Below are 19,924 nucleotides of genomic sequence, written 5' to 3' on the forward strand. Positions count from 1 at the left end.
AAAAAGCCATCCAAAATAGGTGGCTTGTGACATTTGTCATTCTTGTTTTATAAATAATGAATCTGCTGTAAACCCTATGTTAATTTTCATGAAACAGCAATTCTCTAATTACTTAGGAAACTTTATAAATAATAACACCACTAATCCTGAGATATATTAATAACAGCAATAATGCAACAATGCATATCGTTCCGATTGAAGCTAAAACATTAAGGATTTTAGTAGCTTTAGTACTGAACAGCTTACAAAATACAATATAAACTCCAACTCCAATAATTCCACCTAATGTATTTCCCATAAAGTCAGTTATATCGCTAGCTCCTATAGCAAAGATGAATTGCAATCCTTCAAATAGCAAACTAACTCCTGCTATTACTGTAATCCTTTTCAAGAAAGACCAATTTGATTTTAGCATACTGATATAAATTCCAAATGGGATAAATGCAAGTACATTATAGATTATTTCATTAAAATCTATTTGGTTATTAACATTAGCTGAACCAGCAAAAGGGATTAAGTTGATTTCCCTAAAATCCGGCAAGCCTTGGAATGAAAATTGCATTTTAAAGATTATAACCCATGTTAATGCAAATAAATATACGGCCAACAAGCCAGCAGTTATTTTTTTTGATTGTTTTTTTGATTTTTCCATATAAATCCTCAATTCCTAATTCATTTTCAAATTAATAACCTATGCTTTAACCTACTTTACACTATGCTGTCATCTCCGAAAATTTTCCAAATTTGATCTTCTACTTTATCTTGGGATACCGGTATATCTTAAGAATAAAAGCTAATGCAAAAACCAATAAAATCCCCACTTTTTCATTTTTATTCTCCTCCATAAAGTAACTTTTATATAGGATAGGAAAAACATCTAAAATAAAAAGTGGGGTAAATATTAAATTTTTCTTAAATTTTCACTTGGAATTTATTATTAATCTTCTTGGAAATCCGCCATTGGTAATTGTATCTTTAAAAATTAAATTGCGATGTTTGAAGATAGATGCGAGGTTTTGTATAAAGTTGTGATCCTTTATCTTTTTAATCAAAGATTTCTAAATGAGTTTTGATTAAACTTTTTTATACAATGGAGAGTCCATAAAAGGAAAGGAAACCATTTTGATTTCTTTTATTAGCCATAGCTTGGGGTTTACATAAAACTTTTAATCAAACTTTAATCAAAACCAACACCAATAATTAATGGATTTTGACATACCGTCCAGAGAAATTCACGTCGATAAAGTTGTTCCGATAAGAATCGCTTTTCTTAATGAACGAACAGGGGCGTTAGCTGAAGATCGGAGCTGTCTTAAGGCAGCTTTTTTTTATGGAACTACCATGAAAATAAGTTCCTTTAAAAATGAAAAATGGCAAAGACCCTCCTCAATCGTTAAAAAAAAGAGGAGAGCGTAAATAATTAGTCTATGGATTAGGGTTGACTGGATTAAGGTCAGTATCAGTATTGACACTACCTAACCATTTTCATTCTTTGTGGTGAATCGCCGATTTTTGCGCTTCATGGATGGCTAACAGGTGCGTTAATTGATGAAGGAACACAAAAATGACCAATCTTTTTTATAAAAGAATAATCCAATTAAATAGTATTAGGGCATGTTTTGATTAATCTTTTTTCAAAACATGCCCCTTCTATTTAGTCATTCACCTTATTAATATACATTTTTTTCTAAATGAATACTTGAATATTTAATTCACATCTATTAAACTTGTGGTTAGTTGTTATAAAATACCAAGTTAGGAAAAGTTTAGTTATTTTCTATTTTTTAAACTAAAAAAATACTGAATTTGATCCTTTTTTGGCAAAAGAATTACATATCTAATAAATGGATATTGGAGGTTTTTGTTCTTACCAAATTATTATCATGAAAACAAAAAAGCTGAGGGAGATTAGAGAATGAGAATATCAAAAAAGATAATAGGTATATGCGGGGCTGTAGGATTATTATTTGGGGGGACAACAACATTTGCTGCCACTTCTGCGAATACTCCTCAAGTTGTTAAACATGAGAAAAAGGTAGAAGGAAACATACAAGAGGAGATAATAAAAGTAGATAGTAGCGAAGTTAAAAAAAGGGAAATCCTTACTTATTTTAATAATAACAAACCAAAGAAGTATAAAGAAAATGAGGTTATCGTAAAATTTAAAAAGAATTACTCCATAAAAAGTCTAGGATCCCTGAGCACTACTTTAGGTTTAACAAATGCAAAAGAATTGAATAAAGAAGGAACACATGTAATGAAATTTTCCAAAAATAAAAAGATGGCAGAAGTGTTAAAAGAACTTAACGCTTCTTCTAATGTTGAGTATGTAGAGCCAAACTATGTATATCAACCGACAGCAGTTACAGATCCCCTATATAGCGAACTATGGGGACTTAAAAATACTGGACAGGAAATATTAGGACAAGTTAGTAAAAAAGGTATTGATATAAATGCGGAAGCAGCATGGGCTAATACAAAGGGCAGTTCCTCTCTTGTTATTGGAGTGATTGATACAGGAATCGAAATTAATCACCCAGAATTAAAAGATAGAATTTGGGTAAACACTGAAGAAATTCCTAACGATGGAATCGATAATGATAAAAATGGATATATAGACGATGTAAACGGCTGGAATTTTTATGATAAAAATAATAAATTGTTCATTCGAGGAGAGGAAGACTTCCACGGAACTCATGTTGCAGGAACAATAGCTGCAAAAGCAAATAAAATTGGAGTTACCGGTATTGCTCCAAATGTTAAAATTATGCCTCTCAAGTTTCTCGGACCATATGGAGGGTACGAATCTGATGCGATTGTTGCCATAGAATATGCTAAGGCAAAAGGTGTAAAGATTTTGAATAACTCATGGGGTGGAGGAGAAAATTCACAAGCATTAAAGGATGCTATTAAAAACTCAGGCACCTTATTTATAGCTGCGGCAGGTAACTTTGCAGAGAACTCGGATACAAGTCCAATGTATCCTGCTGCTTATGATTTGCCTAACATTCTTTCTGTAGCCTCTATTAACAATACAGGAAATCTTTCAGGTTTTTCTAACTACGGTGCAAAAAGCGTAGATGTCGCTGCTCCTGGTGAAAGTATTTTAAGTACAACCCCAAGTGTGGAAGGCGACTATTCTACGGCTTATGAATATCTTGATGGAACATCCATGGCTACCCCGCATGTTACAGGAGTAGCAGCGTTAGTAAAAAGCGCACGTTCATCGTATACTCCCATTCAAATCAAGGATGCCATCTTGAGAACCACTACAAAGCTGTCTTCATTAACAGGAAAAGTTGGTACGGGAGGACTTGTGAATGCAGGGAAAGCTGTTAATTTCGAGGTAGATTCTGATATCCCTGGTATTGCTTGGAAGGGAGGAAGTATCAGTACCTCACTTGATGCAAGTAAAGATAAAAATGATGTTTATTCTATTAAACTATTAAAAGGGGAAAAGGTGAAGGCTACACTAACTGGTGATTCCGGGACGGACTTTGATTTATATTTGTATAACGACACTACAAAGACTGTAAATTCGAGCAACGGCATTGTAGCACATTCAGAAATTACAAATTCATCCAAGGAGTCCTTTACTTTTACAGCTCCTAAAACAGGCACATATTATTTGAATGCCCACGCTTTTAGTGGAGCTGGAAAATACACTCTTTCTGTTACAGAAGGCATTGGAGCAGGAACATATGAAAATACAAGTAAATATTTTGGATATGAAGGAACATGGAATAAAATATCCGATGGAAGTGCGTCGGCAAGCTCATACACAAGTACAAACCAAACCGGTTCAACGGTGAAAATTGTGTTTAATGGTACAGGAATATCCTATAAAGCTATAAAAAATGACAAACAAGGAATTGTAAAAGTGACATTGGACGGAAAATCAGCAAACTATAGCTTGCATGCTGCTACTCCTAAGTATAAAGAAGAAATCTTCAGTAAAACAGGACTAACTGCAGGTAAGCACGTATTATCTATTGAATGGACTGGTCAGGCAGATCCTGTTGCCCGTAAAACTTCTACAGAGGTGAATGTTGATTCCATCTCAGTTTTAAAATAGTTGTTATATATATATATATATATATATATATATGTATACCTTTAGCTTCATCCATAAAGAGGATGAAGTTAAGGGTTTTTGTGTTCGGGAAAGTGGGGGAAAGGTTCCCATAATCCTATCTTTAATAGCTATGTATTTCTTAATTAATCATTAGCCCGGTTAAATCCTTCCATATATCTAGTAAAAATGAATGCCTAAAAGTTAGAAATGTATGATTTTGTGAAATTATCGTACATTCAAATCATTGGTACATAAGGGTTTGAAGAAGGGGAGGTCGATGATGATGACACAACAAAAAATGTGCAGCCGATCCGGGATCAGCAGCAGTTAGAAGATATGAAATGGGCGCTGAAGCGCCATTGTTCGGAGCGCGATTACATCCTGTTTGTTTTAGGCTGTGAGACCGGCTTACGTGTTGGGGACCTACTCAAACTCACCACGAAGCAGATCCTGACCTTAAAGGCAAACAAAACAAGATTCTTCGGGTCAAGGAAGGCAAAACGCAAAAAATCCGCGACATGTATATCGCGAATTGCTTTGAAGAGGTCTTTGAGTACGCCCAAAGCGTCCCGAGTCCCTATTTATTCCCGTCCAGGAAGGGAGAACGCCCCATTCGCCGCCATAGAAATTTCTTATGGAACTATTAGTATCCAAAATTAGGGGGGAATTCTAATGATATATGATAATTTAAATAAAACAATTACCACTAAAAGGCTAGTACTAAGAATTTTTCAAAAAATCTGATGCAGTAGCAGTTACTAAACTTTGTAATAATTATAATATTTATAAAAATACATTGTACCTACCTTATCCATACACTATAGATGATGCTTTATCATGGATTGAGCATCATCTTGATAATTTTAATGCTAATAAGTCATATGAATTTGCTATAACAGATAAGGAAAGTGGAAAATTATATGGAGCTATAGCGTTATCTAACAACCAAAAGTTTAATAATGGTGAAATAGCCTATTGGATTGGTAAAAAATTTTGGGGAAATGGATATGCTACAGAGGCAGCGCAAGCTATATTACATTTTGCATTTGAAGAAAAGCAATACCATAAAGTATTTGCTCGTTACTTTAATTCAAATCCAGCTTCAGGAAGAGTGATGCAAAAATTGGGCTTGAAAAAAGAAGGGATATTAATTGACCATGTGAGGAAAGAAAATCGATTTGAAGATCTAGTATATTGTGGAATTATTAACTTAGTAGGATTATAGATTATACTGCTTATTTGTAATCGGTTCCGTTTTTGGGTGGAGATATGCTGAATTATTCGCCAAATGGTGGACCGACGGTGAATTAATGGGTTCAACCAGAAACATCTGGCTGCACTTATTTTACTAAAGGAAGTTTGGGTGAGGCAGCCTTTTTCTTATGGCACTAACGGGGCAGGTTAGTTGAATAACGAAAAAAGCCCAATTTCTCAATTTTAATGCTGAGAAATTGGGCTTTTTAATATCGAAATTTCCTTAACGTTGTAAATCTGCATTTTCCTGACGTTACCCTTTATAGAACGAACAGGTGCCGTTCTATTAAAATGTCAACAAATAGAAAAAAGGGTTGACATTTTCAAGAAATTTTTTTTCTTTTAACTATTCTAGTTGGATGGTTAAGACCGAATTTCACTCGTATTATGCTACTGCTAAACCCTATAAATCCTCCAACAATTGCTGGGATAATCCACCCTAGTCCTACATCATACAGAGGAAGAATTTCATGAAAGAAATTATTAATGGATGAAAAGCGTATACCAGCTCGGTTTAATCCATCAAATAAACTAATGATAAATGTTAAAAGTAAGCTTCCTTGATACACTTCAGCTTTCCCTTTAAATAAAGAATGAAAAAACGTTAAGAAAATTAATACAATAGCTAATGGATAAATAGCTGTTAGGAGAGGAATTGAAACTGCAATCAACTGTGTTAGCCCAATATTGGCAACTATTGCACTAAAAATAGATAAACTAATAGCAATTGTTTTGTAAGATACCTTTGGAAATAGTTTATGGAAGAATGAAGAACAAGATGTAACAAGTCCTACGCTTGTTGTTAAACAAGCTACTGTAATCATTAACCCTAATAATATCCCGCCATAAGCTCCAAAATAATAATCCGAGACTTTTGCTAAGATGGTACCTCCATTTTCAAGGTGTCCAAGTTTTTCTACACTTGAAGCACCCATATAAGAAAGAGCTGAATACATGGTTGCTAGGAAAAAGGCAGCAATTCCAGTTGCTTTTGCACAAACAACCATAATTTGTTTTTTTGTTTTTGCACCTTTTTCTTTAATGGCATTAATGATGATGATGCCAAAAACAAAAGATGCAAGCGTATCCATTGTTAAATAACCTTCTCTAAACCCATTAAAAAATGGTTGAACTGAATAATTCCTAATAGGTGCTTGAAAATCTCCGATTGGATGTTTAAAAGCAACTACTACTAGGATTCCAATGAACGTTATCTTGATTGGTGTTAGTATTTTCCCGACAATTCCGACAACTCTCGCGGGATTGATTGAAAAAAGGCACGTAATGCTAAAAAAGATGAGTGTAAAAATAAGTAAAGGTGTAGAGCCTGAATTTTCGGATAAAAAAGGTTTTACACCGATTTCAAAAGAAACGTTTCCTGATCTAGGCAAAGCAAATAAAGGACCAATGGCTAAATAAAGAACGGTTGTGAATACAATACCAAATACAGGATGTACCCGACTTGCTAACGACTGTAAATCATCTTTCCCCGAAAAACCAAGTGCTAACACACCAAGTAACGGTAGGCCGACTCCTGTTATTAAAAACCCTGCATTTGCTGACCAGATATTCATTCCTGCTGATTGACCAAGCATTGGTGGAAAAATTAAATTTCCTGCCCCAAAAAATAGAGCAAATAACATTAAACCAATAACTACTATAAATGAAAATGGTACTTTAGTAGGCAAATTAAACCCTCCATAAAATAACTAAATTTCACTTTTTGAAAAAAAGTAATTTTCAAATAAATATTCACAAACTAAATACATAAGATTTTATCGTATCATGACTAGATAAAATTAATTTCAATATAAATTTTAAGTTTCTCCTTTTGGCTGGCCTTATTTAATATGCAATAGGTACTTTAAAATTTTAACGACAAGCAGAACTATTACTACCATGATAACGATTAAATGATAATCGGTGTGAATTACAGGGAATTCCCCTTAGCTCCCTATTAGTGATGTGTAATTATTAACTTAAATACCATTTTATTGATATTAATATATTGTAATATATACTGCTTACTCTTTAAAGGATAAAAAGGAGGAAAAAACAAGAAATAAAGTTGTCATTAGGAGGTATAAAGTGGATTATGGACTATGGCAGGTTAGTTGCAGAAGGCTATTCTATTCAAATAAGGGACATAAAATAAATAGAACCCGACACAATAAAAATGAACTATATAAGGGAAGGTTTTATATCGGTGTTGAAGGTAACCTTGAAAAGTACTTTTTTTAATTTTCAATGTATCTAACTTTATCACAAAGTGTTCAAACGGAAGAAAATAATAAAAAAGAAGGGAAAGCAGTTTATAAAAATCCACTATGATTATAAATCAATCAATCTACAATTAGCTAAAAGTTAATCAGAAGGAATATGACCAATACTGGAAAGAAGGTCTTTCTATTGCTGAAATGGCAAAGAAACAGGGTTTCCAATAAGGGATTTAGAAAACTATTTTGTAAGTTCACTATAAAGTAATACAAAAGTGGAGAACCAAAGGTTCCCTTTCAGAAGAGGATTATATCGACTTGGTCTATAGGTTAAAAGCAGATGAATCGAGGAGTTTATGACCGTAATCCAAATACTTAATTCAAATGTGTGCAATTCTTTATTAAGAAGGATGGCTTTTTCTTATGCTACATTATAAAACCCAAAATAAGATCGATTATGTTGGGTTTTATATGATTGTCTTTATATGATTCATTGAAAATTAAACAGAATTACTTAAATTATAGAAGCTATAAAATCACCTATAACACATATTTTTGACATGTGGTCCCCTGAAACCTTGAACGTTCACACACCCCTAGCAGATGAAAGTAATCCCTCTTATGAAAGTAATCCTGTATCTCTTGCCTTTTGCACGGCTTCTTCTCGATTTTTGACTCCCAATTTATCATAAAGAGTGGAAGCGTAATTTCTTACAGTGCCGTTTGATAAGTAAAGTTCCGAAGCGATTGTTTTATAACGAATTCCTTGAGACAAAAGATTCAAAACCTCTAGTTCGCGTTTCGTTAAGCCATACTCTTTTCCATCTAACTTCAATCCGGCTGGCTCTGCCTCATCATTTCCATCCCACATTCTATGGAACAAATCTTGGTCAATCATAGTGGCTCCCCGATAGACGAGGCGAATCGATTCAGCTAGTTCACGTGACTCTATGGATTTTAGCAGATAGCCGTCAGCGCCGCTTCGTATGATTTCCTTCGCCCTTTCTATATCCTGAAACGTTGACAGGATGAGGACACGAATGTCAGGCCATTTATCCTTGATTATTTTGGTGGCACGAATCCCATCCTGATTGGGCATCTCCAAATCCATTAATACCAAATCTGGATTCAGCCTTCCACACAATTCTACAGCTTGCTCTCCATCTTCAGCCATGCCCACTACCTGCAGGTCCTTCTGTTCATCCAAGATTGTATAGAGACTTTCTCGAATAAACGAATGATCATCGACGATACACAAGCGGATTCGTTCGTCGGATAATTGCTCCAGTTTAGGTAACACACATGAGATGAGCGTCCCCACGCCTTTTTCGGAGTATATAGTGACTCTACCTTGTAATTGTGCCGTACGTTCTTTCATCGCAGTTAACCCGAAGCCATCTTTCCATTCCTCCACTCCGCAGCCATTATCTTGCACATCCAATCTCGTCTGTTGCGGCTCAAAATGCAGTGACACAATGATTTCGGTGGATTGTCCGTGTCGCACAGCATTAGTCAGTGCTTCCTGCAAGCTCCGATACAATGTCATTTTCACTTGTTTGGGGACCGTGTACTCTTCCCCTATTATTCGAGTGCGTACATTTACTTTTGCATGTTTCTGGAACTCTTCCGCCAATTGTTTCAAGGTAACAATTAACGGAAGTGATTCTTGTTGTGAATCCATTTGATGTAAATACGTTCTCACTTCTGCCATACTGTTACGGGCCAATTTCAATAATGAGTCAAGTTTTTGTTCCCCATCTTTTGTCTTTAATTCCTTACGTAATGTTTCCATCCCCATAATGATTGAGGTATAGGAATGTCCCATCGTATCGTGCAAATCTTTTGAGAGTCTATCACGCTCCTCTAGCAAAGTAATTCGTTCAATCTGGGATAAATACTGTTCCAATACATGCTTCTGGTTACGAATAATTTCATTGTTACGGTAATTAACAACGAGTAAACGAAAGGAAAATCCCATTGCAAAGGCCAGACCCATTTGTAGGATAATCACCCATACATCTATTTCACGGGAAAATATTGCAATGAGAAACGGAAACAAAACAATTGTGATAGAACCCGACCAACGGTATGATTTATGGGCACTATTTGCCGCGATCATGAAAGTCGGCATTAAAAAAGCAAGATAAGCCGCTGGAAATAATAAGATTAAGTAGAAGCAAACTCCACCAAACAAAACTATCTCAGTAAACAGATAATAGCGATAACTGAACATTAAACAAATCCAAGGTACTGAAAATGAGGCCACTTCCCAAAGAATGATGATCCAAAGTGGCACAGTTAAATGGTCTTGGTGTTGGATAGTAGTTAACATCATTGATAGCCAGATGATAAAACGTATACAAAGTAATACCCAGTCAAACCAAAACCATTGTTTCAAAATCCCAAACAAATTATCACCCCTTAATAGCTTTGAACATGGAAATCGTGTACTTTCCAATCATTTGAACTAAACTGTTTCCAATACAAGTACGTATCCAGGAGAGAATACCCCCAAAGATCATGACACATATAGATTCCTTCCATGAATTCACGGTTATTCCTAATAAATATATATCAAGATATTGAAAAAGTAACGGTGTAACGATAAATACAAGCGGAGCTACGTACAATATAACGGCACATATGAGACTAATTACCCCAATAAGAAACTTCTGCATGAGCCAAAAAATAGCCCTCCAATGGTTATTATTAAGAATTGCTTCTTTCGCTTCAATCCATTTATCCCCTCCACTTTTTGTCCTTGGTAGGATTGGCTCTATCGATATATCCGTATAAACCTTCGTCTGAATACGTTCATACTGAACAAACGTGTGAGTAGTCCGCAACACACTTGCTAACAAGGGAATACCTACGAAGATAACTGTCATCACGAGTGCAAATGTAATGCTGGCCAAATAGAAGCAAAAGTAAAACAATCCGGATCCAAAGGTAAACAACAAAAAGTAGAAATCTTGCAAACTTTTTTGAGCTGCTTCTTTCGTCATTAGAATTTCTCCTCCTCTTTCTAATAAGTTATGAGCCGCTCTTCGATTCTAACTTTTCGCCTGTCACATACGGTAGTGTCAAAATGTCATGATTTATAGGTCATGACAATGAAACTAACCGTACTACGCTCTATTTTTTATGTCATGCATGAAGATGACGAAAGGTCACTAGCTACTATGACTTTCCGCTTGCTACACTCGGTTTATACAGCTGAAGAGCTGACTGCTCGTTGTGATGCTGAGATTTGCAGTCTCTTTTCATATAAGGGGTACTGCCACATGCCCATCAAGCTAACAACATAAATTAATAGAGCCAAATAATATTGATTCAAAACCACCCAGTACTGGGAAATTAGGCATGTCAAAGAAACCTTTAAAAAAGCGATATTTTTTGCTAGGCAGCTTGTCTATCCTTCACCGTCGTTTGATACACAACCCCTAGAATATCAAAGACAGTCATCTTCTTATACCTATGGCATTTTCGACCGTTCTTTTTGAGTAGCTGAAAAAGGCGATGAAGAATTTTCAAAAGCTGTTCTGAACCAATTGCTATTGCTTTAAACAATAACGGAAAGTAATCTTTAATCATATAAATCGCTTTGTATTCACTCAACTCCTGATTTTTCTTTTCAAGCAAAAGCTGTCGCATTTGAAACATGGTAGAAGAACAGAGGAGAATGCCAATAAGTTGGCCGTATAAATGGCACTCTAGGCGTTCTTTTTTGATTGTTTTGCATTCATCGATATCAAAGAATGACTTCCATGTTTTAAATAAAATCTCAATCTGCCAACGCAGGGAATAGAGGGAATGGACATAATCAGTGGGAACTTCTTCTGGCGATGAATTCGTGATATAGACATTCATCCCCATCAAATGCTTACTTTTCTCCTTCATGACAATTCCTTTCTTCTTTTCTCGTATTGCTTGGTTTATAAGGCGTGTTTGCGTTTGATCATCGGTTAAACGATGGATAATAACACGTGCTGGAAGCTTCTGATTTTGGCCAATGTATGCCTCGGGGATTTCCATCGTTTCACCAGGGGTTAGATCGGACATTATTTGTGTCATATCAAGCTTGATGTATTCTGTTTGCTTTTTTATCGTGCCATTGTTGAAGAATTCTGGCTCAGGGTTCTTGATATAAATACTTGTATTAAGCTTTAATCTCGAGATATAGTAAGCATCTTTATCATGAATGGCTTGTAAGTCTCCTAAATCAAAGTAACCAAGATCACGTAAGCATAAATCGCCTTTCTCAACAGTTTCAAGGCAAATTGTACCGTATGTTTTATCATTGTTCTTTCCTGGTCCTAGTTGTACGTTTAAAAATTGGCCACTTAATAAATCGTATTCCAATTGGATTTTCACCCCTGCAGTATTACTACTCCCTCCAGAGCCTTGATAATTTGTAGCAAAGGAATCAGATAGCTGAAATACAGTCGCATCTAAAATCCGAATACGTTTGAAAGTAGAAATCATGTCTGAAGAAAGTGATTGATTTAAACAGAGTTTTTGTGTTAACAGCGAAGTAAAGACTTCTCGGAGGAATGTGACAGTTGCTGGATTAAAGCGTTGATTCAACCCTTCTGGGCTCATTAGTACACCCGTCGAAGCCTCTAAACGACTACATAATTGTGTAAGTGATGTACTAGCGACTTCTTGGCTGAGCCAAACGCAAAGGGCGATGAGTTCAGCTGCTTGATACTTACTAGATCGCTGTACAAGGCCCATCTGTTTGGCCGTTTCTTGTAGGACTAATGGAGATAGAAAGCGTTGTAATTCTTTCGCAAAAAGTGTCAGTTCACTGGAGACGATAGGATTCATAAAAAAACACCATCCTTTCTCGTAAACTTCTTACGATAAGCATAGCGTTTTTTCATTTTTGAAGGTATTGTTTAAACTTAGCTTGATGGGCATGTGACGGTACCCCTATTAGGACGAAATAACTGAGAATAATCTAGGTAATTATACATATTTTTACATTATTTTATTATAGTGGTATTTTTTGTTAGTTAACAATGATACTCTTATATTGCTATAAGAAAAGGGGGAAAACAAGTGAAGAAAAAGAGAAAAATCTTTATACTAGCATTTTTATTTTTATTGACAACCGCTTTATTACCGAACGGTGCGTATGCTGACACGAATGTTATCAACTATGAGAAAGATGGTAGAGTTAAGCCTGTGGAAAATGCTGAGTTATTATCTGAAAATCAATTGGATAGTGTACTAGATGCCATTGGCTTGGAAGAAAAAAACTTGGATGATATGTCGAAGAAAGAAAAGGTCTATATGGCCAGCCAAGGCGGTAAGGTCGTTGATGAAGTAGAAGTGGAAGAGAAGTCTTATTATGTTTCACTCGATGGTACAAAAACGGAATACACTGAAGAGAATGAAGAACTCATAACGCAAAAAAAGATTGAAGATCTAAAAACCTACAATGAAGCAACAGGAGAGTCTTTAGAAATCGAGAATGTTTATCCGTCAAAAGTGAAACAAAATTCTGGAATCTCTTTAATGGCTGCTTTGCCGAAAGACGGAATTAAAACAAAAATTAAGGGCGATTTGGAGCTAACCCAACAAGTGATTTATCTTGGTTCCACTAGTACTCAGTATAAATACTCATTCGTTTCTAATGCTCATTGGAATGATACACCATTAAGCACTAAGACCGATATTTTAGGGTCCGCTTGGAGTGAGGAAGCTGTTGCTAAAGCTGACACATTTTCAGGTTTTTGGGATCAAGGAAAAGAGATTGCTGACGGCAAAGGCGGTACAACTTGGACTTTTGATGACAAAAAATTGAGTATGAAAAGCCCGAAAGCCTACGGTCAATATGTGACTGTATCATTAGGTGGCGGCGACTATCAAAATATTAATATGAGTAGAGAAGTGCGGGTGGGTAAATCCAAAAAAGGAGAACCTGCTTACGTACAAACAACTTATTTCCATACATATACCAATATTTCAGGTATAAGTGCGTCAATCGGGCCGGTTTCTGTGGATATTCCAAGCAAGTGGTTACAATCTGGAGATGAAATCTATGTTGAATATAGTTTCACCTTCGGTAACACCTAATTTTGCTTAGAAAGGAAAGTTTATGCTATCCTTTCTTTATCTTTGTTATATAAGGGGTTGCTTCTATGAACATATTCTTAGACTTTTTTGGATTTTTAACTACACCAGTATGGTGTATTATTTTATGTCTAAATTTCATTTCTATACTACAAAAAATTAAATTAAATAAGGAAGATTATACGAAGAACACTTTTTGGTTTACCTTATCTTTCACATTCCTTATCTCTATATTATTCTACTATGTAGCAGCTTATTAGTCTGAACGGTTAAAGGCCAGTTCCGACCACAAAATTGAAAAATGGCACTCAAGAGGAGTGCTTTTTTTGTGTGTTTGAACAAGTGGTAGCTTAGTAAAAAATAAAAGAGGAATACAGTCATCAGATTTTTTTAATAAAGGGCCTTAATCTAATGTAGCAAGACTCTATAACTTTTCTACTGAATTCACTCTACAACGAATAAAACCTTTGTACCATCGGGATAGTCACTTAATTGATGAGATACCCACGAGCCAGCACCACGATTGTCTGATGGGGTTATATACTCAATATCTGCTCCCGCTCCCCCTTCTTCACACATGGCCATTGGGTATTCATCATGATCATATCCCATTCTAGTTTGAATATTTTCCAAAGATTCATCACGGTTCTCGTCTGCTCCATTTCTATCAATGGTACAAATATTGGAACTTCCATCAGCAATGGCATCTTCTATATGCTCAGCTGTCTCCGGGTACTTTTCTGACGGAAAGTTAATTACAACATTATAACTTTCCTCAGATAAACACTCCTTTACTTTGATATTAAATTAAAACGATAGACGTAAAATACGGCTATCGTTTTTTGGAATCAATTATCTTGAAAGAGTTTGAGAGCGTTTCTTATCTTTGTCGTTATTCTGCTCTTGTTCTTTAATTTTTCTAGCTATTTCTTGAACACCCTTCACTGAAAAGACTTTAGGTGATTGTGCCTTATCGACTTGTTTATCTTTAGTTAAGTTATTTGCAACTGTTCTCACTTCATCCATATCAATTTTTACTTTTGGGGGTACCATGCCCATCAAGCTAAGAAAATAGGTCCCCCCAAAAAAACGATAAATTGAGCTTATAAGTTACAGAAAGTCCAAAATTTCATTCTGGGGGTACTACAAAACTTTAACTTGATGGCAATGGGGTACTGCCAACATCAAGAGTACGTAAGGAGTTGCTCAACAATTGGGTCAGATTGCGAAGGAAGGATTGCTGCCTTTCAAAAGGTAAATTAGTTAAGGATAAATAGTGGTGAACCGAAAAGAATGCGCTTTTGAGTGGAGTTATTATTTGGAATTTCATGCATAAGATTGGAACCAATGCCCATTTTAATCGTAAGTAATGTAAAGGCTTAAGGTTGGGAGGCATTAGTATGAGGCAGCTTTATATTAAACAGAAGGTATTCAGTCTTAGCGGGAAATTTACAGTAAAGGATCAGCAGGAGAAGGATATATATTACGTGGAAGGAAGTTTTATGCAAGTTCCAAAGACTTTCTCCATTATGAATATAGCAAGAGATGAAGTAGCACTCATTACGAAAAAGGTGTTCAGCTTTTTACCAAAGTTTTTGGTTGAGGTGAATGGCCGAGAGGTATTAACAATAAAGAAGGAATTTTCCTTCTTAAAAGCACGATATACAATTGATGCGGCAGGCATTGAAGTACATGGTAATTGGTGGGATATGGATTTTCAAGTTTTACAGCATGGTCAAATCGTAGGTAAAGTGTGCAAGGAGTGGTTCACTTGGGGCGATAGCTACAAGGTTCAAATAATAGATGAAGAGATGGAAACGATTATTACTGCACTTGTTGTTGCAATTGATTGTGTGAAGGCTGATCAAGCAGCTGCTTCCTCAGCAGCTTCGATTTAAAATAGAAGTGTAAAATTTCTACTTATATCCATCTTAATCCAAATATTACCTTGTTCAACTAACCTGCCCCTTTAGTTCCATAAAAAAAGAAAAGGATGGCAGCTTTTGTGAAATCAAGACTTGAACAGGTACGGTTTACTATCTTCAGCTAACACACCTGTTCGTTCAACAAGGTTTTACCTTTTTCCACCACATGGCCTTGTCATTTAATTAGGATAAAAGTTAATAAAGGGTGATTTTTTGGAGAAAAATATTGGGGATGTAGATTTTTTTAAAAACAAGTAGAAAAGGACTTTGCAAAAAACAATATTTCTCCTCAGAAACCTAAATTTGAAATCATCGAGAACGTAATGGTTTAATATTTTAAACCTTATTTACCGAACAATTGGATCTTTAGAAAAGAGCTGAACAAACAAGAAATAGAATTATTGAGGCTTATGCAGAATGTCAAAGCATTTTATGTTAATTATAACAATGAAATGAATACCATTTGACGATGAATTATTTTACTAAGTTTTAATGTTTTTACTGATATATGCAAAGTTAGCGGTACACTAAAAAAGTAATAAGGTTTACTTCAGTAAAATAAGGTATATTATATTGGTTGAATAGATTCTCTTTAAAGACAAGAAAAGTAGGTGAACAAAGTGGGAAAATATCAATTGGATACCAAAGGTAAGGTAGCTGTGACAAAGTTTCATGAAAAACATATGCCTGCCAAATTTGATAAAAAGCAGCAACTTGAAAAAATCCGTGCGGAGTATTTGAAAAAGAAGCAAAAACAAACAGATAAATAATATGATTTAAAACATAGGAAGACTAAAATCTCCCTATGTTTTTTTTATTCGAAGTTCTTTTTTCAATGGATGACACAGTTTATTATTATTCCATAAATTTCAGATTCGGTGACAAAAACTCGTCATCAGATATCCATTCTTCACTGAAAATTCAATAGAGAGCCGTTATTTTGGATAACCAGTAATCTCCAGCAGAAATTTTTAATCATTTGGATACTCACTAGGCTTAGGGTGCTTCTTAAATCTTTGTTTTCTTATGGAACTTAGAGGTAAACCCGTATAAAAGAAAGGAATTTTAAGTTAGGTGGGGTTAATAGAGTGGACAAAGACTTTTTTTTGGTCTATATTTACAACGATATTTGGCATTATCGCAACCTGGACTGGTTTGATTTATACGACTCGTTTTCGGTTTGATAATAACAAATTTTTTGAACACATCAAATATATAACGTCCTTACCATAAACAGTTAATTATTGCTTTCTTAAAGTTTTATTTATTTTCGGAGGATTAATGTGTGTTGTTTTGGGTCAATACGGAATTCTTTAAGGTATTCCTTATAGAACTTACGGGGCAGGATAGTTCAATGAGGAATACTGTTAAGTGACATTAAGGTCGGTTAAAAACGCTTGTCCTGTTATTGCATTAAAGGGCCGGATTTTGTAGGATTGGAAAATTTTGATTCTACAAATAATTGGAGGATTAGAAGAAGGAAAGCTATGATAATTAGAGATGTAAGTTTATGCTTTTTTATGTAATAATTATTTTGTAGAAATGAAAAGTTACAATTCATACATAGTGAAGGTGGGGATCATAGTGGCAATGGGAACGCATACTGTAGTAGTTCCAGTGGATGTACAAGCAGTTTGGGATTATGTCAGTGATCTCGAAAAATGGGCAACGACAGTACCAGCCTATAAAGAACATGAAATCATAAATGACAAGCAATCTATTTGGACATTTGAAGGTAGTGTGAAAGGTATTAAAAAAACAATACAAGCGCAGGTAGATATTACCGAATGGAATGAACCTTCAAACATTAAGTTTGAACTAAAAGGTTTATCAGATAATTTTACAGGAAGCGGCCACTTTACTGCAGAAGATGTTAATGGTAAAACAATAATGACTTGTACGGTGGAAATCCATGCAGGCGGATTATCTGGTGCGGTGTTAACACCAATTATTAAATGGGCTGTTCCAAAAGTAGCATCTCGTTTAACGGAATCTATCGCACGTAAAATTGCAGTATTCTCATAGTATTCAAAGATTGAAAGCCAATTTATTTTGGAGATACCTTCTCTGAAGTATAGATGGTAACATTCTGAAGTAACCAATATAATGATGCGCTCTACTAGAAATTTTATAATTAGCGGAAATGGGGCTGTCCAAAAGGATGGCCTCCTTTTTTCAATATTCCAGAATCACTTTTCTTAATGAACCAACAGGTGCGTTAGTTGAATTACAGGGCGAAAACCGGCTTCTTAAAACCCCGGAGGATATTGTGCATTTAAATACTATAAAAGGACAAAATCCTTATGGGATGCTAACTCTATTATTAGGTCTAGCATCCTTTATTTTTGGGCAACTGTATATAATTATTCCTATCGTATCTTTGTTATTGGGGTTTATTACTTACCGGACCTTTGATTCTGAAACAGAGAAAAATCCTTCCAAAGGGTTTTGGAGGGGTATTTGGCATGGCCAAAAATAGTATATCATAAGGGAAATGAAAATTTCAGAGAAAGATATTGACATCCTATTAGCTGGTTTACTTAAAAAAATAGGGTTGATGCTGCAGTCTTTTTTATGGAACTAAAGGGGGGATCTACCTTAGGTGTAGTGTGACAATTTTGTTCATTAATACAACTTATATTCATTTAAATTTCAGAAGCTTCTGGTTGGAAACCTCCTATATTTCTATCTTCGACTACCATGCGCAATCCACGCTTAGGTCTGAGTGTAATAGACGGAAGTGGCTTTACTTCATGATGGTCAGGCGCCAGCCTTATTCGATATCGTTGAGCAATGCATGCTAGGACAAGCACAGCTTCCATCACTGCAAAATGATTACCGATACAGACTCTCGGACCTCCGCCAAATGGAAAGTAAGCGAACGGAGGTAGGGTTTTCATAAAGTTGTTTTCAAATCGCTCAGGTTTAAAGGAATCTGGATTATCAAAATACTCAGGCTTGTGGTGCATCACATACTGACTCAACAGGATCATATCGCCTTTTTTAAAAAGATACCCTCCAATTACCACATCCTCCGCCACTTCCCGTTGTATGATATAGGCAGGCGGGTATATGCGCATTGATTCATAGATAACATTTTGTGTGAATGTTAATTTCATAAAATCGCCAGTTGTTAGATTACGGTTGCCGATTACGCTATCTATTTCATTGAAAAGTTTAGTTTCCACATCAGGGTGTTGGGAAAGCAAGTATAAGGTCCAGGAAAGCACATTTGCTGTTGTTTCGTGACCGGCAAGGAAAATGGTCATTAACTCATCACGTAACTGCTTGTCTGTCATAGCTAAGCCATCCTCATCATCTCGGGCATCCATTAGAATCCCAAGCATGTCCTCATGTCTCTCTGCCTCTGTTCTACGTTTTTCAATAAAGCTATAAATCACCTTATCAAGTCTCTGTTTCGCAATGTTATATTCACGGTTGTTTTTAGTTGGAACCCATAGTGGCATTTGAAGTGTTCGCATTCTTTTAACGGCAATTCTCATGAAGGCTTCTATAGGTTCCCCAAGCATGCCATATCCTTCTTTGAGGTTCATGCTGAACATGGTCTTGCTGATAATACCCAGTGCAAGGCTCATCATATCCTCCGTAATAATCCTTTCTTCTCTGTTTTTCCAAGTGGAAATATAGTCCATTGTAATATCAATCATATCCTGACCATAATTGCTAATATGAGACTTTTTGAAAGAGGGTTGAATAAGCCTTCTTTGGCGCATGTGAATTTCTTTTTCACTTGTAAGAAGGCCTTCTCCGAGTACTGGTTTTAAAGCAGAGAAGTCCTTTGATTTCAAGAAGGATTTTTGTTTTGTTACAAGTACCTGCTTAATTAAATCTGAATTTGAAATAAGGTAAACATTATGGAAAGGTCCAAAACGAATTTTAGCAACTTCTCCATATTCTTTTGCTAAACGGGTAAGAAAGCCAAGTGTATCTGAAATAAACTCCTTTGAATGGCCAGTAATTAATTTTCCTTTTGGGCCTGGAGAATCATTTGAAAAATTTGTGTCACTCATTGGTTTGTTTCCTCCATTTCGGTATAATTACTTGTATTCATTCTATGAGGAAAGTATTGATTGGTTTGGACAAGTTGTTAATAAGAAGGACTAACAAATACAATATTTTTTTAAAAAGATAGTTAATCAATTTGAATGAAATTATAAGTGTGTATAAAGGAATACTATTAATAAACGAAATCAAAGTGTTTATGAAATTGTAAAGGCACCCATCCCTGGTTGTCACTTTCATTTACTAATGAAAGCAGGTATGTATGGAACTACCTTACAAAAGTTATTATCTTGTTGAACTAACAAATATGGGGTTGGAAACAGCTCCAATTTTCTTATGCAACTATCGGG

Annotated in this window: 12 protein-coding genes and 3 pseudogenes; 7 read left to right on the forward strand and 8 right to left on the reverse strand. The window is 35.4% G+C overall.

The genetic code is table 11. The features are described from left to right. Positions 1–112: 112 nt before the first annotated feature. Positions 113–652, reverse strand: a complete 540-nt coding sequence (locus tag ACJ9PY_RS01770) for a VanZ family protein (protein ID WP_063574459.1) — start codon at positions 650–652, stop codon at positions 113–115. A 1,263-nt stretch (positions 653–1,915) separates the two neighbouring features. On the opposite strand from ACJ9PY_RS01770, the gene ACJ9PY_RS01775 reads away from it, so the two are divergent. From ACJ9PY_RS01775 to ACJ9PY_RS01785, 3 genes and pseudogenes are all read left to right on the forward strand, one after another. Next, positions 1,916–4,075, forward strand: coding sequence for a S8 family serine peptidase (locus ACJ9PY_RS01775; RefSeq protein ID WP_411739385.1), 2,160 nt, complete (start codon positions 1,916–1,918; stop codon positions 4,073–4,075). A gap of 336 nt (positions 4,076–4,411) precedes the next feature. Beyond that, positions 4,412–4,695: pseudogene (locus ACJ9PY_RS01780) on the forward strand (tyrosine-type recombinase/integrase); the annotation flags it as partial. Between the two features lie 52 nt (positions 4,696–4,747). Next, a pseudogene (locus tag ACJ9PY_RS01785) lies at positions 4,748–5,300 on the forward strand (GNAT family N-acetyltransferase). Between the two features lie 352 nt (positions 5,301–5,652). On the opposite strand, the gene brnQ reads toward ACJ9PY_RS01785, so the two are convergent. The 4 genes from brnQ to ACJ9PY_RS01805 all read right to left on the reverse strand — a co-directional run bounded on the left by brnQ (position 5,653) and on the right by ACJ9PY_RS01805 (position 12,375). After that, a complete protein-coding gene (gene brnQ / locus ACJ9PY_RS01790) occupies positions 5,653–7,017 on the reverse strand; it encodes a branched-chain amino acid transport system II carrier protein (RefSeq protein ID WP_283929824.1) in 1,365 nt (454 codons plus the stop codon). Positions 7,018–8,164: 1,147 nt separating this feature from the next. Then, a complete protein-coding gene (locus ACJ9PY_RS01795) occupies positions 8,165–9,955 on the reverse strand; it encodes a response regulator (protein ID WP_411739386.1) in 1,791 nt (596 codons plus the stop codon). A gap of 4 nt (positions 9,956–9,959) precedes the next feature. Continuing rightward, positions 9,960–10,550, reverse strand: a complete 591-nt coding sequence (locus ACJ9PY_RS01800) for a sensor domain-containing protein (protein WP_278090057.1) — start codon at positions 10,548–10,550, stop codon at positions 9,960–9,962. A 394-nt stretch (positions 10,551–10,944) separates the two neighbouring features. Continuing rightward, positions 10,945–12,375: an IS4 family transposase gene (locus tag ACJ9PY_RS01805; RefSeq protein WP_411739387.1), complete on the reverse strand. Its 1,431-nt coding sequence runs from the start codon at positions 12,373–12,375 to the stop codon at positions 10,945–10,947. 234 nt (positions 12,376–12,609) lie between these two features. On the opposite strand from ACJ9PY_RS01805, the gene ACJ9PY_RS01810 reads away from it, so the two are divergent. Next, positions 12,610–13,629, forward strand: coding sequence for a hypothetical protein (locus ACJ9PY_RS01810; protein ID WP_411739388.1), 1,020 nt, complete (start codon positions 12,610–12,612; stop codon positions 13,627–13,629). Between the two features lie 441 nt (positions 13,630–14,070). Here the strand turns inward: ACJ9PY_RS01810 and ACJ9PY_RS01815 are convergent. Continuing rightward, positions 14,071–14,394 (reverse strand): annotated as a pseudogene (locus tag ACJ9PY_RS01815) (sporulation protein); the annotation flags it as partial. Between the two features lie 84 nt (positions 14,395–14,478). After that, positions 14,479–14,688, reverse strand: coding sequence for a hypothetical protein (locus tag ACJ9PY_RS01820; RefSeq protein WP_411739389.1), 210 nt, complete (start codon positions 14,686–14,688; stop codon positions 14,479–14,481). A gap of 338 nt (positions 14,689–15,026) precedes the next feature. On the opposite strand from ACJ9PY_RS01820, the gene ACJ9PY_RS01825 reads away from it, so the two are divergent. The 3 genes from ACJ9PY_RS01825 to ACJ9PY_RS01835 all read left to right on the forward strand — a co-directional run bounded on the left by ACJ9PY_RS01825 (position 15,027) and on the right by ACJ9PY_RS01835 (position 17,576). Next, a complete protein-coding gene (locus tag ACJ9PY_RS01825) occupies positions 15,027–15,524 on the forward strand; it encodes an LURP-one-related/scramblase family protein (RefSeq protein WP_369316819.1) in 498 nt (165 codons plus the stop codon). 647 nt (positions 15,525–16,171) lie between these two features. Beyond that, positions 16,172–16,321: a hypothetical protein gene (locus ACJ9PY_RS01830; RefSeq protein ID WP_034306261.1), complete on the forward strand. Its 150-nt coding sequence runs from the start codon at positions 16,172–16,174 to the stop codon at positions 16,319–16,321. Between the two features lie 820 nt (positions 16,322–17,141). Further along, positions 17,142–17,576 carry a CoxG family protein gene (locus ACJ9PY_RS01835; RefSeq protein ID WP_225989259.1) on the forward strand — a complete coding sequence of 145 codons (435 nt, stop codon included), beginning with the start codon at positions 17,142–17,144 and terminating at the stop codon, positions 17,574–17,576. A 620-nt stretch (positions 17,577–18,196) separates the two neighbouring features. On the opposite strand, the gene ACJ9PY_RS01840 is transcribed toward ACJ9PY_RS01835, so the two are convergent. Beyond that, positions 18,197–19,582: a cytochrome P450 gene (locus ACJ9PY_RS01840; RefSeq protein WP_369316820.1), complete on the reverse strand. Its 1,386-nt coding sequence runs from the start codon at positions 19,580–19,582 to the stop codon at positions 18,197–18,199. Between the last annotated feature and the right edge of the window lie 342 nt (positions 19,583–19,924).

It is taken from the genome of Peribacillus sp. S4 (genome assembly GCF_046715815.1).
GTDB classification, from domain to species: domain Bacteria; phylum Bacillota; class Bacilli; order Bacillales; family DSM-1321; genus Peribacillus; species Peribacillus frigoritolerans.